14 protein-coding genes are annotated in these 12,605 nt (G+C 59.7%); 7 read left to right on the top strand and 7 right to left on the bottom strand.

Annotated features, from left to right (window positions below; genetic code table 11):
* Nucleotides 1-151: 151 nt before the first annotated feature.
* Both EDE09_RS12630 and EDE09_RS12625 read left to right on the top strand, forming a co-directional pair.
* Complete coding sequence (locus tag EDE09_RS12630; RefSeq protein WP_132410777.1) at nucleotides 152-898, top strand: Bax inhibitor-1/YccA family protein; 747 nt, start codon at nucleotides 152-154, stop codon at nucleotides 896-898.
* 119 nt (nucleotides 899-1,017) lie between these two features.
* Nucleotides 1,018-1,575: a GNAT family N-acetyltransferase gene (locus tag EDE09_RS12625; protein WP_132410775.1), complete on the top strand. Its 558-nt coding sequence runs from the start codon at nucleotides 1,018-1,020 to the stop codon at nucleotides 1,573-1,575.
* Nucleotides 1,576-1,578: 3 nt separating this feature from the next.
* On the opposite strand, the gene EDE09_RS12620 is transcribed toward EDE09_RS12625, so the two are convergent.
* The 4 genes from EDE09_RS12620 to acnA all read right to left on the bottom strand — a co-directional run bounded on the left by EDE09_RS12620 (nucleotide 1,579) and on the right by acnA (nucleotide 6,720).
* Nucleotides 1,579-1,965, bottom strand: coding sequence for a DUF2794 domain-containing protein (locus EDE09_RS12620; protein ID WP_112803533.1), 387 nt, complete (start codon nucleotides 1,963-1,965; stop codon nucleotides 1,579-1,581).
* Nucleotides 1,966-2,256: 291 nt separating this feature from the next.
* On the bottom strand, nucleotides 2,257-3,006 hold the full coding sequence (locus EDE09_RS12615) for a thioredoxin family protein (protein ID WP_105374449.1): 750 nt from the start codon (nucleotides 3,004-3,006) through the stop codon (nucleotides 2,257-2,259).
* A 192-nt stretch (nucleotides 3,007-3,198) separates the two neighbouring features.
* Nucleotides 3,199-3,936, bottom strand: coding sequence for a TSUP family transporter (locus tag EDE09_RS12610; RefSeq protein WP_207914841.1), 738 nt, complete (start codon nucleotides 3,934-3,936; stop codon nucleotides 3,199-3,201).
* A 90-nt stretch (nucleotides 3,937-4,026) separates the two neighbouring features.
* On the bottom strand, nucleotides 4,027-6,720 hold the full coding sequence (gene acnA, locus EDE09_RS12605; protein ID WP_132410773.1) for an aconitate hydratase AcnA: 2,694 nt from the start codon (nucleotides 6,718-6,720) through the stop codon (nucleotides 4,027-4,029).
* A 269-nt stretch (nucleotides 6,721-6,989) separates the two neighbouring features.
* Between acnA and ccmA the strand changes: the two genes are divergently transcribed.
* Genes ccmA through EDE09_RS12580 form a run of 5 tightly spaced genes read left to right on the top strand, consistent with a single transcriptional unit; the run spans nucleotide 6,990 to nucleotide 9,884 of the window.
* Nucleotides 6,990-7,634: a heme ABC exporter ATP-binding protein CcmA gene (ccmA, locus tag EDE09_RS12600; RefSeq protein WP_132410771.1), complete on the top strand. Its 645-nt coding sequence runs from the start codon at nucleotides 6,990-6,992 to the stop codon at nucleotides 7,632-7,634.
* A complete protein-coding gene (ccmB, locus tag EDE09_RS12595) occupies nucleotides 7,631-8,290 on the top strand; it encodes a heme exporter protein CcmB (RefSeq protein WP_132410769.1) in 660 nt (219 codons plus the stop codon). Before ccmA ends, ccmB begins: the two co-directional genes overlap by 4 nt.
* Nucleotides 8,291-8,333: 43 nt before the next feature.
* Entirely contained in the window at nucleotides 8,334-9,092 is a 759-nt protein-coding gene (locus EDE09_RS12590) for a heme ABC transporter permease (protein ID WP_105374452.1), read from the top strand.
* A 7-nt stretch (nucleotides 9,093-9,099) separates the two neighbouring features.
* The gene (gene ccmD, locus EDE09_RS12585) at nucleotides 9,100-9,285 is read left to right on the top strand and encodes a heme exporter protein CcmD (protein ID WP_132410767.1); all 186 of its coding nucleotides are present in this window, start codon (nucleotides 9,100-9,102) and stop codon (nucleotides 9,283-9,285) included.
* Nucleotides 9,282-9,884, top strand: coding sequence for a DsbE family thiol:disulfide interchange protein (locus EDE09_RS12580; RefSeq protein ID WP_132410765.1), 603 nt, complete (start codon nucleotides 9,282-9,284; stop codon nucleotides 9,882-9,884). The genes ccmD and EDE09_RS12580 overlap by 4 nt, the downstream gene beginning before the upstream one ends.
* Here the strand turns inward: EDE09_RS12580 and EDE09_RS12575 are convergent, their stop codons facing one another.
* From EDE09_RS12575 to ftsY, 3 genes are read right to left on the bottom strand one after another with little or no spacing between them, the layout of a single operon-like run.
* Nucleotides 9,885-10,475 carry a DUF2585 domain-containing protein gene (locus EDE09_RS12575; RefSeq protein ID WP_132410763.1) on the bottom strand — a complete coding sequence of 197 codons (591 nt, stop codon included), beginning with the start codon at nucleotides 10,473-10,475 and terminating at the stop codon, nucleotides 9,885-9,887.
* Nucleotides 10,472-11,122, bottom strand: a complete 651-nt coding sequence (locus EDE09_RS12570; RefSeq protein ID WP_132410761.1) for a septation protein A — start codon at nucleotides 11,120-11,122, stop codon at nucleotides 10,472-10,474. The genes EDE09_RS12575 and EDE09_RS12570 overlap by 4 nt, the downstream gene beginning before the upstream one ends.
* Before the next feature lie 53 nt (nucleotides 11,123-11,175).
* A complete protein-coding gene (gene ftsY / locus EDE09_RS12565; protein ID WP_132410759.1) occupies nucleotides 11,176-12,594 on the bottom strand; it encodes a signal recognition particle-docking protein FtsY in 1,419 nt (472 codons plus the stop codon).
* Nucleotides 12,595-12,605: the final 11 nt, after the last annotated feature.

Raw genomic sequence — 12,605 nt, 5'->3', positions numbered from 1 at the left:
GGTTTGCGTTTTCGCTCGCCACACCTCTTGTATGTAAAGCAATATCACATCATATTTGCCGGTAGGCTTGCTGGAGCTCCGCAGCGGCGCCTGGGTCTGAAGATAAGGGGGCCCGACACCGTGAATAATTCCGGAGCTTAAAGAGGAAACAATGGCTGACTTTAACAACTACCAGAACCGAATGGCGCGCGCTGGCGCCCAGTCGGGCGCGATGATCGATGAAGGCCTTCGCGCCTATATGCTCAAGGTTTACAACCTGATGGCGCTCGGGCTTGCGATCACCGGTGTAGCGGCCTTCCTGACATGGCAGATGGCGGTTGCCGACGGCCAGCTTACGGCTTTCGGCCAGCTCCTTTATACCAGCCCGCTGAAATGGGTTGTCATGCTGGCTCCGCTGGCGATGGTCTTCTTCCTGAGCTTCCGCATCAATTCGATGAGCGTCGCGGCCGCGCAGACAACCTTCTGGGTCTATGCCGCGCTGATGGGCCTGTCTCTGTCCTCGATCTTCCTGGTCTTCACCGGCGAGAGCATCGTGCAGACCTTCTTCGTGACCGCCGCCTCCTTCGGCGCGTTGTCGCTCTACGGTTACACGACCAAGAAGGATCTGTCGGGCTTCGGCACGTTCCTGATCATGGGTCTGTTCGGCCTGATCATCGCCTCAATCGTCAACATCTTCCTGCAGTCTTCTGCGATGGGCTTCGCGATCTCCGTGATCGGCGTGCTGATCTTCGCGGGCCTCACCGCCTACGATACGCAGAAGATCAAGGAAATGTACTATGATGGCGACGACGTTGCCGTTATGGGTCGCAAGGCAATCATGGGCGCACTGACGCTTTACCTCGACTTCATCAACCTCTTCACGTTCCTGCTGCAGTTCATGGGCAACCGCGACGAATAAGCCTGCAGGGCATGAATAGAAAAAGGCGGCTCCTCAGCCGCCTTTTTTGTTGCCCCGCTGGAAGCCGCCGCATAGGCTGGGCGATACGACATTCTTTCACCTGCCAGTGATTTCCCTCCATGACTTTCCGCATTCGCGATGCTTCTCCCTTCGATCTCCCAGTCATTACTGAAATTTACTGCGACAGCGTCCTCAACGGTACGGCCAGCTACGAAATCGTCCCGCCGGACCAAGTCGAGATGACGAGCCGCTTCGAAGCGATCAAAGCGAAGGGCTATCCTTACATCGCCGCAGAAGGCGAGAACGGGGCCTTGCTCGGTTATGCCTATGCCTCGGCCTTCCGGACCCGGCCGGCCTACAGGTGGCTGGTGGAGGATTCCATTTATCTCGCTCCGGAAGCGCGCGGCAGAGGAGTGGGCAAGGCGCTTCTGAAGGAGCTCCTTATCCGCTGCGAGGCGCTCGGCTTCCGGCAGATGATCGCCGTCATCGGCGGGGCGAGCCCGGCTTCCGTAGCGGTGCATGCCAGTCTCGGCTTCGAAATGACCGGCACGCTCAAGGGCACCGGCTTCAAGCATGGGAAATGGCTGGATACGGTTCTGATGCAGATCTCTCTCGGTGAGGGCAAGGAAACCGATCCAGACCCAAGTGCCTATCCCGGCACTCTGTTTGCCGGATAAGGCTCAGTCAATCAGTTTCAAAACCTTGTCGAAGACCTTGAGCACCTGCGGCAGTTCATGGCCACGCTTCAGGATCATTCCGTGGGTGTTGAGCACGCAATAGGCGCCCTGCTTCCCGGCTAGCTTGGGATTCTTTTCGATCCGGTAAAGCGGCATCTCGCCCGCCCGCTTGAAGATGGAAAAAACCGCCCGATCCCTGAGATGATCGATCGCGTAGTCCTTCCATTCTCCTTCGCCTACCATGCGCCCGTAGATCCTCAGAATCGCGTCGAGTTCGCGTCTGTGAAAGGTAACAGGAACGGGATCGCGGTTCTGCCGGTATTCGTGGAGATTGACGACGGTGGTTTCCTGCGTTCTTTCGCCCCCCGGCAATTCCGGCTGATCGGTCATCAAGGCTCCCAAATCACAAATGTCGGAGATGTGACAGTCTGCCCGAGAGCCCGAAAAATGCAACCCCGGGGATCGCCGAGCTGTGGAGAGGACTTGGCGTTTTTTATTCTCGCCCTATTTCGGACAAAACAGCGCCAGATTTCAAAGCGAGATTGGCGCCTATCGGTTGGCGCGTTCCTAGCGCCATATGGCCCGATCCGGTGCATTGACCCTTACCCCCAGCCCCCCAATGTTCCTGGATCGGGCCGCCGACCGATTCTCCCTGAACGGACGAAGCCCGGCTGCGGCGGATCAGTATTTCTTGCGGCCAGCCATGAGAATTGTAGCTCCGAGAATGGCCGCGGGCTCCCCTCCGGCACCCGAAGTCTGCAAGAGGATCGCGCAGCCGTCCTTCTTCGATTTACCCATCAGTTTACCCGGGAGATTGAGCTTCATGCTCTGGCCGTTCCAGGTGCCGACGGATTGCACGTCGTAGACGCTGTGCCAGTATTCCATGGTCTTGCCGCTGTTCTCACCCTTGGTGACATCCACCTGCTGACGCTTGGTGAAGTAAGCGACGACGACGTCCGCCTGACCCTTGCCTTCACCGATCTCGATCTCAATCTCGTCTCCCCGCATGGCGGCAGTCACCGGTACGTTCAGCCCGTTGCCGCTGTCGTTCAGACCCTTCACCTTATCGTTGATAAGGGCAAGATCGGTGCCTTTTACATGCTCGCGGCCGTTGATGATCGCTTGCGGCGTGTAGACGCCGCTTCGCCCCAACGTCTTCGCATAGCCATATTGACGCTCGGTATTTTCCCTGGAACTCAAGGTGTCGGTCCAGCCGAGATAATTCCAATAGTCCACGTGATAGGAAAGCGCGACCACATCCCCCTGCACGACCAGATCGCGCAGCGTCCCATCCGCCGGCGGACAGGAGGAGCAACCTTGCGAGGTAAATAGCTCGACGACGCCCTTGGGAGCCCTCACCTCGCCCCCAAACGCAGCGCCGGCGGAGACCAGGCTCGCAAGAAGGACCAGAGAAATGGAGCGGAACGGCATCGGCGGTGGACCTCCTTATCAGGGCATCTGTTATCCACTATTGCTCGCGGCGATCAAGAGCCTAACGCGTGGGACGGCGGAAGGTAACCACCCCCTCCCGTCAAGAGAAAGTCACGAAGGGGTGAAGACCGGATATTTGATCGCCATTGTTTCGCCAATCCAATCCGATCTTCTTTCGGCCGTCAGCCGCGATCAGATCAGCTTCAAAAGGCCTTGGGTGAAATAGACCGCGCCCACGCCCGTCACAATCCAGCGCGTCCAGGCCCTGAAGTTCGCATCCGTTATCCGCTGCAGGATGCCATTGCCGGCGCGCGCCCCGAAAATTGCGATCGGCGCCGCGACCAGAATAGCTATCCAATCGGTCGGCGGCAGAACCGAAGCCGCATTCCAGTAGAAGACGACCTTGGTGGCATGCGAGGCGACCTGGATCGCCGCCTTGGTGGCGATAACCTTGCGCCGGTCCATCATGGTGCGGATGAAGAAGATGTCGATAGTCGGTCCGGAAACGCCGACGCCGACCGTCAAGGCTCCGGCGATCAGGCCGCAGAAAAGCGCATGGGACGGTTTCGAGGCATCGAGCTGGAGCTTCGAGACCGGCAGCCACACCAGGATCGGCATCAGGCCGATTGCGATCAGCACGACGACGATGTTCGGCTGGTAGTCGACGATCAACAGGAAAATGCTTGAGATGATCAGCCCCAAGCCGAGAATGCCAAGGATTTTGTAGTCGATATAGGCGCGCGAGAACCAGGCGCGGGACCCGTTCGATACCATCTGGATAACGCCATGAATGGCGATCGCGGTCCCGACCGGATAGAGAAAAAGCAGGACCCAGAGCAAGATCAGCCCGCCCGCCATCCCGAAAATTCCCGAAAGCAGGGATGTCAGGAAAACTGTGACGGCCATTCCGATGAAGATGACGATGGCCAAGGTAGCCGGACCTTCGGAAGGTAACGCGGGAAAGTTCAGGAGCGGAATGCACCCGCCGGAAAACCTCCGGCGGGTGCAGATCAATCGCCTTTAAGCGGCAAGATCCCGCAGAACGGTCTGCAGAATGCCGCCGTTGTTCATGTAGACGACCTCATCAAGCGTATCGATACGGCAAAGGATGTTGATCTCCTTCACCGTGCCGTCGCCATAGGTGATCTTGGCGGTCTTCCACTCGCGCGGCTTGATGTCGCCTTCCAGGCCTTCGATGGTGACAGTCTCGTCACCCTTGAGGCCGAGCGAAGCCCAGGTCGTGCCTTCTTCGAAGACGAACGGGACGACGCCCATGCCGACCAGGTTTGAGCGATGGATACGTTCGAAGGACTGGGCGATGACGGCCTTGACCCCAAGCAGATTAGTGCCCTTTGCCGCCCAGTCGCGCGATGAACCGTTGCCGTATTCGACACCGGCGAAGATGACGAGCGGAACGCCCTCTTCCTTGTACTTCATGGCCGCATCGTAGATCGACATCTCTTCCTTCGACGGATAGTGGATGGTGTATCCACCTTCCTTGCCGTTCGGACCGAGCATGTGGTTACGGATGCGGATGTTGGCGAACGTGCCGCGCATCATCACTTCATGATTGCCGCGACGCGTGCCGTACTGGTTGAAGTCCGCAACGGCGACGCCGTTTTCCGTGAGATAGGCACCGGCGGGCGATGCCGCCTTGATCGAACCGGCCGGAGAAATATGGTCGGTGGTGATCTTGTCGCCGAAGAGACCGAGGACGCGGGCGCCCTTGATATCCTTGAGACCAGCGCCTTTTTTGCCCATGCCTACGAAATAGGGCGGGTTCTGCACGTAGGTCGACTTGTCGTCCCATGCATAGGTATCGCCCGGGGGAACCTTGACCGCCTGCCAGTTCGCATCGCCCTTGAAGACGTCGGCATATTTGGTTTCGTAGAGTTCGCGGGTGACGTATTTCTGGATGAATTCCTGCACTTCGTGCGAGGTCGGCCAGATGTCCTTGAGATAGACCGGGTTGCCGTTCTGGTCTTCGCCGATCGGCTCCTTGGTCAGGTCCTTCTGCACCGTGCCGGCGAGCGCGTAGGCAACGACGAGCGGCGGCGAAGCGAGGTAGTTGGCCTGGACATCAGGCGAGATGCGGCCTTCGAAGTTACGGTTGCCCGAAAGCACGCCCGAAACGATGAGACCCTTGTCGTTGATCGTCTTGGAGATCGGCGCCGGCAGGGGACCGGAGTTGCCGATGCAGGTGGTGCAGCCGAAGCCGACGAGATTGAAGCCGAGCTTGTCGAGATCTGCCTGCAGGCCCGACTTGGCAAGATATTCGCCGACAACCTGGGATCCCGGTGCGAGCGAGGTCTTGACCCATGGCTTGGACTTAAGGCCCTTGGCGACTGCATTGCGGGCGAGAAGGCCGGCAGCGATCAGTACCGACGGGTTGGACGTATTGGTGCAGGACGTGATTGCGGCAATCGCCACGTCGCCATGGCCGAGATCGAAATCCGTACCCTCGACAGCGTAACGGTTGCTGAGCTGGCCCGGCTTCTTGTACTCGCCTTCGAGCGAAGTGGCGAAGCCGGACGCGATGTTTTCAAGCGGGATGCGGCCTTCCGGACGCTTCGGGCCTGCCATCGACGGCACGACGTCGCCGAGATCGAGTTCCAGCGTGTCGGTGAAGACCAGGTCGGAACCGTCGCCTTCGCGCCACATGCCCTGAGCCTTGGAATAGGCCTCTACCAGCGCAATACGCTCATGCGTGCGGCCGGACATGGTGAGGTAGTTGATGGTTTCGCCGTCGACCGGGAAGAAGCCGCAGGTCGCGCCGTATTCCGGGCCCATGTTGCCGATCGTTGCGCGGTCTGCGAGCGGCATGTTGTCCATGCCCGGACCGAAGAATTCGACGAACTTGGAAACCACGCCCTTCTTGCGCAGCATCTGCACGACGGTCAGCACGAGGTCGGTCGCGGTGACGCCTTCCTTGAGCTTGCCGGTGAGCTTGAAGCCGATCACTTCAGGCAGCAGCATGGAGACCGGCTGGCCGAGCATGGACGCTTCGGCTTCGATCCCGCCAACGCCCCAGCCCAAGACGCCAAGGCCGTTGATCATCGTGGTATGGGAGTCGGTGCCGACGCAGGTGTCCGGATAGGCGATCGTTTCGCCGTCCTCGTCCTTGGTCCAGACCGTCTGGCCGAGATATTCGAGATTAACCTGGTGACAGATGCCGGTACCCGGAGGAACGACGCGGAAATTCTTGAACGCCTGCTGACCCCACTTCAGGAAGCGGTAACGCTCGCCGTTGCGCTCGTATTCCAGCTCGACGTTCCTGGCAAACGCCTGCGGCGTGCCGAATTCGTCGACGATGACCGAATGGTCGATGACGAGATCGACCGGAACGAGCGGGTTGATTTTTTCCGCATCGCCGCCGAGCGCCTTGATGCCGTCGCGCATGGCCGCGAGGTCGACGACGGCCGGAACGCCGGTGAAGTCCTGCATCAGCACGCGGGCCGGGCGGTAGGCGATTTCCGCCTCAGCCAGACCCTTGTTGTTCAGCCATTCGGCAACCGCAAGAATCTGCTCCTTCGTCACCGACTGACCGTCTTCAAAGCGGAGCAGGTTCTCGAGCAGCACCTTCATGGAGAAGGGGAGTTTCGAGACGCCGGCCAAGCCGTTCTGTTCGGCTTTGGGAAGGCTGTAATAGACATAGTCCTTGCCGCCTACGGTGAGGACAGAACGACAATTGAAACTGTCGAGAGATTTAGCCACGGATAGTAACCCCGCTGATATAGAGCCAACACGCGCGTGCGGACGCCTATGCACTTCATGCACATCAGGATGCGGGTGCGACCATTTCCGCTGTCCGCACGAGAAGATCTTTTAGGTCTTCAGGTTCGGCGCAAGATGGAAATCACGCCGGCCGCTGGCGTGGTTGCAGTGCTTATAGATAATTTCTAAGAAGGGTTCCAGACTGCTAAAGTGGCAATCGCGCAAAATTTTTCAGTCGGGTGGTTAAAATCTTAACAAAGGCATCGAGTATGCGGCTGACGGCCGACGGTTTGGCCGCACGACGCGGTGAAGACCTGATTTTCAAAGACGTCTCCTTTGCTCTGGAAACGGGCGAAAGCCTCGTGCTCACCGGCCGCAATGGTTCGGGAAAATCGACCCTGCTGCGCGTCGTGGCCGGATTGCTTCGTCCGGAGAGCGGACGGGTGGAGTGGCATTCCGAATCAGCCGAATCGGGAATGCGCGCCGCGGAAGCCTGTCACTACCTCGGCCACCGCAACGCCATGAAGGCGGAACTCTCCGTCACCGAGAACCTCGCATTCTGGAAAGATTTCTTCGGCGACGTCAAAGGCGGCCATGGCCTGCCGGTACACGAAGCCGCCGAACTGGTGGGCCTCGGAAGCATCGTCCACCTGCCGTTCGGTTATCTGTCGGCCGGCCAGCAACGGCGCATGGCCTTCGCAAAGCTCCTCGTCGCCTATCGCCCCGTCTGGATTCTCGATGAACCGACAGCAGCGCTGGACGTGAATGCGGAGGGAGTGTTCACGACATTGATCAAGGCGCATCTCGCCAAAGGTGGCATTCTGCTCGCAGCCACTCACCAGCCGCTCGGGCTGGAGAATGCGAAGGAGTTACGGATGACAGGGTTTTCCGGCATCATGGGAGAGAGATGGTGACCGCCCTCCTATTTCGCGATCTCAAGCTTTCAGTCCGCGCCGGCGGCGGAGCGTTGATCGGCGTCTTGTTCTTCATGACCGTCGTCGCCGTCATTCCCTTCGGCGTCGGGCCGGATCTGAACCTGCTCTCCCGCATCGGCCCGGCGATCGTCTGGATCGGCGCGCTGCTCTCAGCCCTTCTCGGCCTGGACCGTCTTTTCCAGACCGATCGCGAGGACGGATCGCTCGATCTTCTCCTGATGCAGGAGCATCCGCTCGTTCTGACGGTCCTCGTCAAATGCCTGGCCCACTGGCTGGGCAACGGCCTGCCGCTGGTGATCGCCTCGCCGCTGCTCGGGCTGTTCATGAACATGAACGAGACGGCGATCGGCGCAACCATGCTGACGCTCCTTATCGGCACGCCGGCGCTGACTTTCATCGGTGCGGTCGGCGCCGCAGTTGCCGTCGCTCTTCCCCGTGGGGGATTGCTGGTTTCGATCCTTGTCCTTCCTTTGGCGATCCCAGTGCTGATCTTCGGTGTCAGCGCCTCCTACGCCGCCGTCGAGGATCCCGCCCCCTTTATGCCGCCTTTTCTTATATTGGTGGCGATCACGATGTTTTTTGCGGTACTAGGACCGCTGGGTGCGGCGCTGGCTTTGAGAAACGCCAACGATTGACTAGAATCAATATGCTGCCCGCGACTTAGATTAGAAAGCGCTCATGACCCAAAGCCTCGCGATCACCAAACTGAGCGATCTTGCCAACCCGACGCGCTTCCTGGCACTGGCCGCGCGCGTCCTGCCCTGGATGGGAACCGTCACCGCTGTTCTGTTTGCTATCGGCCTATATCTGAGCTTCGCAACCGAAGGCGACTATCAGCAGGGGCAGACGGTGCGCATCATGTATGTGCATGTCCCGGCCGCCTGGCTGTCGATGATGTGTTACTCGGTGATGGCGCTCTCGGCGATCGGGACTCTGGTTTGGCGACATCCGCTTGCCGATGTCAGCCACCGGGCCGCCGCGCCGCTAGGTGCTGCCTTCACGCTGATTGCGCTTGCGACAGGCTCGCTCTGGGGAAGGCCGATGTGGGGCACCTGGTGGGTCTGGGACGCGCGGCTGACCTCCGTCTTTGTGCTTTTTTTGATGTATCTAGGCCTTATTGCGCTCAACCGCGCGATGGACGATCCGTCCAAGGCAGCGCGCGTTTCCGCCGTCCTCATCCTTGTCGGCTTCGTCAACATTCCGATCATCAAATTCTCGGTCGACTGGTGGAACACGCTGCACCAGCCGGCGAGCGTCATTCGTCTGGACGGACCCACCATCGACGGGGAATTCCTTTGGCCGCTGCTTGTGATGGCCATCGCCTTCACACTGCTGTTCTTCACGCTGCACATCGCGGCAATGCGTAACGAGATCTGGCGGCGCCGCGTCGCCGCCCAGCGACGGCTTGCCGCCCGCGCGGCCGGACGGGAGGCATGACAGGGTGATGACGCATACATTCTACATCGCCCTGTCCTATGCCCTGACGGCCCTGGTGGCCCTCTGTCTGATCGCCTGGGTTTGGCTTGACGGCCGCGCTCGGCGAGGCGAGCTGGCGGAACTGGAAGCCTCCGGCATACGTCGTCGCTCTTCACAGCTCAGGGATGATGCGACCCAGAGTGACAAACCATGAGCACCGAGACCGAAACCCGACAGGCACAGCGCAAGGGTCTGACACGTTACGCAATCGCTCTTCTTCCGCTTTTAATTTTCTTGGGATTTGCGGCCGTCGCCGGCAAGATGCTCTATGATCAGGACGTCAACGGCCGCGACATCTCTGCCATCCCTTCGGCGCTCATCGGAAAGAAGGCTCCCTCGCTTGCGCTGCCGCCGCTCGAAGGATCGAACACCGCAGCGCTCACCAATGCCGCGATTGCCGGCAAACTGACGCTGGTGAACGTCTTCGCTTCCTGGTGCGTACCCTGCCGGCAGGAGCATCCCATCCTGAAGGAACTGGCGAAGGACGGGCGGCTGACGATCGTTGGCATTAACTACAAGGACCGCAACGACAACGCGCTGCGTTTCCTCGGTGAGCTCGGCAATCCCTATAAGGCGATCGGTGTCGACCCGAACGGCAAGGCGGCAATCGACTGGGGCGTCTACGGCATTCCGGAAAGTTATCTGGTCGGGCCGGACGGCACGATCCTCTACAAGAAGGTCGGCCCCTTCGACGAGCGCAGCATGTCCCAGGATCTCATGCCGGCGATCGAGAAGGCCGCCGCCGGCAGCTGATCAGGGCATCGCCGCCTGCCACTCCCGCACCGCGTCGATCGGCCAGACGAGCATCAACACGTTGAGCGTCAGGTTGTCGCGGATGATATATCCGGTCGCAAGCTCGAAGAAGATGGCGATCGCGACCGTTAGCCAGACCGGCAGGCGCGCAGCGGCGAAAAAGCCGAGCGCCATGAAGACCGTGTCCATTGCAGAATTCAGGATGCTGTCGCCGGTATAACCGAGCGCCATGGTCGCCGTCCGATAGCGGTCGATCACCATCGGCGTGTTTTCCAGCACTTCCCATGCGGCCTCGATCAGCACGGCAAGCGACAGCCGCGCGGTAAGCGGCGCGCGCCGGAAAAGAACCCAGCCGAGACCGTAAAAAAGGAATCCGTGGATGATGTGGGACGGGGTGTACCAGTCCGAAAGATGCTGCGAGTTCCCGCTGGAATTCACGCCCCCTTCCCAGAGCTTCACATAGCCGCATTCGCAAATCGGGATTCGGCCCATTGCATAGAGCACGGCGACCTGCAGCAGGAAAAGGGCAAGCGCAGCATACAGCCAGCGCCTGGAGAACGACCCGGAATCGGAAAGATCGGCTGCCGTCACTTTTCGGTTTCCGCGACAGGTTCGGTAATGGTGTGTCGCATGATGAGCGGCATCTGGGCGAGTGTGAAGGCGATGGTGATGGGCATCGTGCCCCAGACCTTGAAATTGATCCAGACGGCATCGGAAAAATTGCGCCAGACCACCTCGTTCATGACCGCAAGCACCAGAAAGAACAGGCCCCATCGAAACGTGAGCTTCTTCCAACCCGTTTCATCGAGCTGGAAGGCTGCGTTGAAGACATAACCGAGCAATGACTTGCCGAACATAAGACCGATGAGCAGCGTCACGCCGAAGAGCGAATTGACGATCGTCGGCTTCATCTTGATGAAGGTCTCGTCCTGCAGCCAGATCGACAGCGAACCGAAGACCAGCACCACAATGCCGGAAACGAAAGGCATGACCGGCAGGTGATGGAAGACGATCTTCGAAATGACCAGCGAGATAACGGTCGCAATCATGAAAAGCGCCGTCGCGACGAGCAAGGGGCCGCCGATCGCTGAAAGCGCCGGAAATTTCGACACCAGCCATTCGCCCCGAAGGTTGCCGAAAAAGAAGACGAGTAGCGGACCGATTTCGAGCGCCAGCTTCAGCATCGGATGCTGCTTTTCTTCCTTGGTCGGCGTGATGTCGCTTTCGATACTCTGCATGGGTCCCAACTTCGAGGCTTTCGTTTGAGAAGCCAAATCGTCTTTCTGTGTCATCAATGCGTCAAACCGGCAATGGCCTGCGCAAAATCTCCCGCCTCAAAAGGCTCCAGATCGTCCACGCCTTCACCCACACCGATGAAATAAACCGGCAGCTTGTGCTTGGCGGCGATGGCCACAAGAATGCCGCCGCGCGCCGTGCCGTCCAGTTTCGTCATGATCAGGCCGCTGACGCCAGCGACGTTGCGGAAGATTTCGACCTGCTGCAGGGCATTTTGCCCGGTCGTGGCATCGAGGGTCTGCAGCACGGTATGCGGTGCATCCGGATCGAGCTTCCCAAGAACGCGGACGATCTTTTCGAGTTCCGCCATCAGTTCCGCGCGATTTTGCAGCCGGCCGGCCGTATCGATGATCAGCACGTCGCTTTTCTTCGCACGTGCCTGCTCGTAGGCATCATAGGCAAGGCCGGCGGCGTCCGCGCCGAGTTTCGTGCCGATGAATTCGGACCCCGTCCGGTCTGCCCAGATTTTCAGCTGCTCGATGGCCGCTGCACGAAAAGTATCGCCGGCGGCGAGCATGACCTTGAGCCCCGAGCCGGAGAGTTTTGCCGCTAGCTTTCCGATCGTCGTGGTCTTGCCGGTTCCGTTGACACCGACAACGAGGACGACATGCGGCTTGTGGTTGAGGTCGAGCTGCAACGGCTTGGCGACCGGCGACAACACCTTGGTGATCTCGGCCGCCATGATACGGGACACATCTTCGCCCGTGACATCCTTGCCGTAGCGTTCGGACGAAAGCGCGCCGGTAATACGCATCGCCGTCTCCACGCCGAGGTCCGCCTGGATCAGCAGATCTTCCAGCTCCTCCAACGTATCTTCATCAAGCTTGCGCTTGGTGAAGAGCGCCGTGATCTGGCCTGTGAGCTGCGAGGAAGTACGGGCAAGGCCAGCGCGCAGTCGCTGGAACCAGGTAAGTTTTGGCGCGGGGGCGACTGGAGCGGGCTGGAGTTCGTGGCGAGCAGTGGAGAAGCCTTTGGGGAGGATGGGTTCGGCGGGAACCTCTTCCGATGCAATATCCCCCACAGGAGGGGAGATGTCCGGCAGGACAGAGGACGGTGTTTCCACGGATGCGACACCCTCTTCTTCCTCAGCTTCGGCTTCCGCCTGCAGCAAAGATAACGGTACCATGCCGATATCAGGTGCCGCTTCGACGCCCGGAAGAATGGCCGCTGTTTCATCATCGGCTTCGGGCTCCGTGATATTCTCGCTCGCCCGGTCCGCAGACGGACCGCCCGCGGTTTCGATCTCCGTTGGCGCGACCGGATCGACGGGCGAAACCGGCAGGTCTTCATGCCGCGACTTTGGCTCGAGTTCGGCCTCAACCGAACGCAGATCCTCCGGACGTTCCGCTTCAGGTGCCTGCTCTTCGCCTGGTTTGCCGAAGGTGAAGACGCGTTTGATGAAGCTTAATGCCATAAGAGATCCGT

Source organism: Neorhizobium sp. S3-V5DH (assembly GCF_004343065.1).
GTDB lineage: Bacteria > Pseudomonadota > Alphaproteobacteria > Rhizobiales > Rhizobiaceae > Neorhizobium > Neorhizobium huautlense.
The sequence above is the reverse complement of the archived record's forward strand: the minus strand, read 5'-3'. Positions and strand labels throughout refer to the sequence as shown.

What these genes read in the sequence shown, in the direction of transcription:
- EDE09_RS12590 (WP_105374452.1), top strand. Translation starts at nt 8,334, where the DNA reads ATGACCCAAAGCCTCGCGATCACCAAACTGAGCGATCTTGCCAACCCG.
- EDE09_RS12570 (WP_132410761.1), bottom strand. Translation starts at nt 11,122, where the DNA reads ATGCAGAGTATCGAAAGCGACATCACGCCGACCAAGGAAGAAAAGCAG.
- EDE09_RS12580 (WP_132410765.1), top strand. Translation starts at nt 9,282, where the DNA reads ATGAGCACCGAGACCGAAACCCGACAGGCACAGCGCAAGGGTCTGACA.
- ftsY (WP_132410759.1), bottom strand. Translation starts at nt 12,594, where the DNA reads ATGGCATTAAGCTTCATCAAACGCGTCTTCACCTTCGGCAAACCAGGC.
- EDE09_RS12615 (WP_105374449.1), bottom strand. Translation starts at nt 3,006, where the DNA reads ATGCCGTTCCGCTCCATTTCTCTGGTCCTTCTTGCGAGCCTGGTCTCC.
- ccmD (WP_132410767.1), top strand. Translation starts at nt 9,100, where the DNA reads ATGACGCATACATTCTACATCGCCCTGTCCTATGCCCTGACGGCCCTG.
- ccmA (WP_132410771.1), top strand. Translation starts at nt 6,990, where the DNA reads ATGCGGCTGACGGCCGACGGTTTGGCCGCACGACGCGGTGAAGACCTG.
- EDE09_RS12625 (WP_132410775.1), top strand. Translation starts at nt 1,018, where the DNA reads ATGACTTTCCGCATTCGCGATGCTTCTCCCTTCGATCTCCCAGTCATT.
- EDE09_RS12620 (WP_112803533.1), bottom strand. Translation starts at nt 1,965, where the DNA reads ATGACCGATCAGCCGGAATTGCCGGGGGGCGAAAGAACGCAGGAAACC.
- EDE09_RS12630 (WP_132410777.1), top strand. Translation starts at nt 152, where the DNA reads ATGGCTGACTTTAACAACTACCAGAACCGAATGGCGCGCGCTGGCGCC.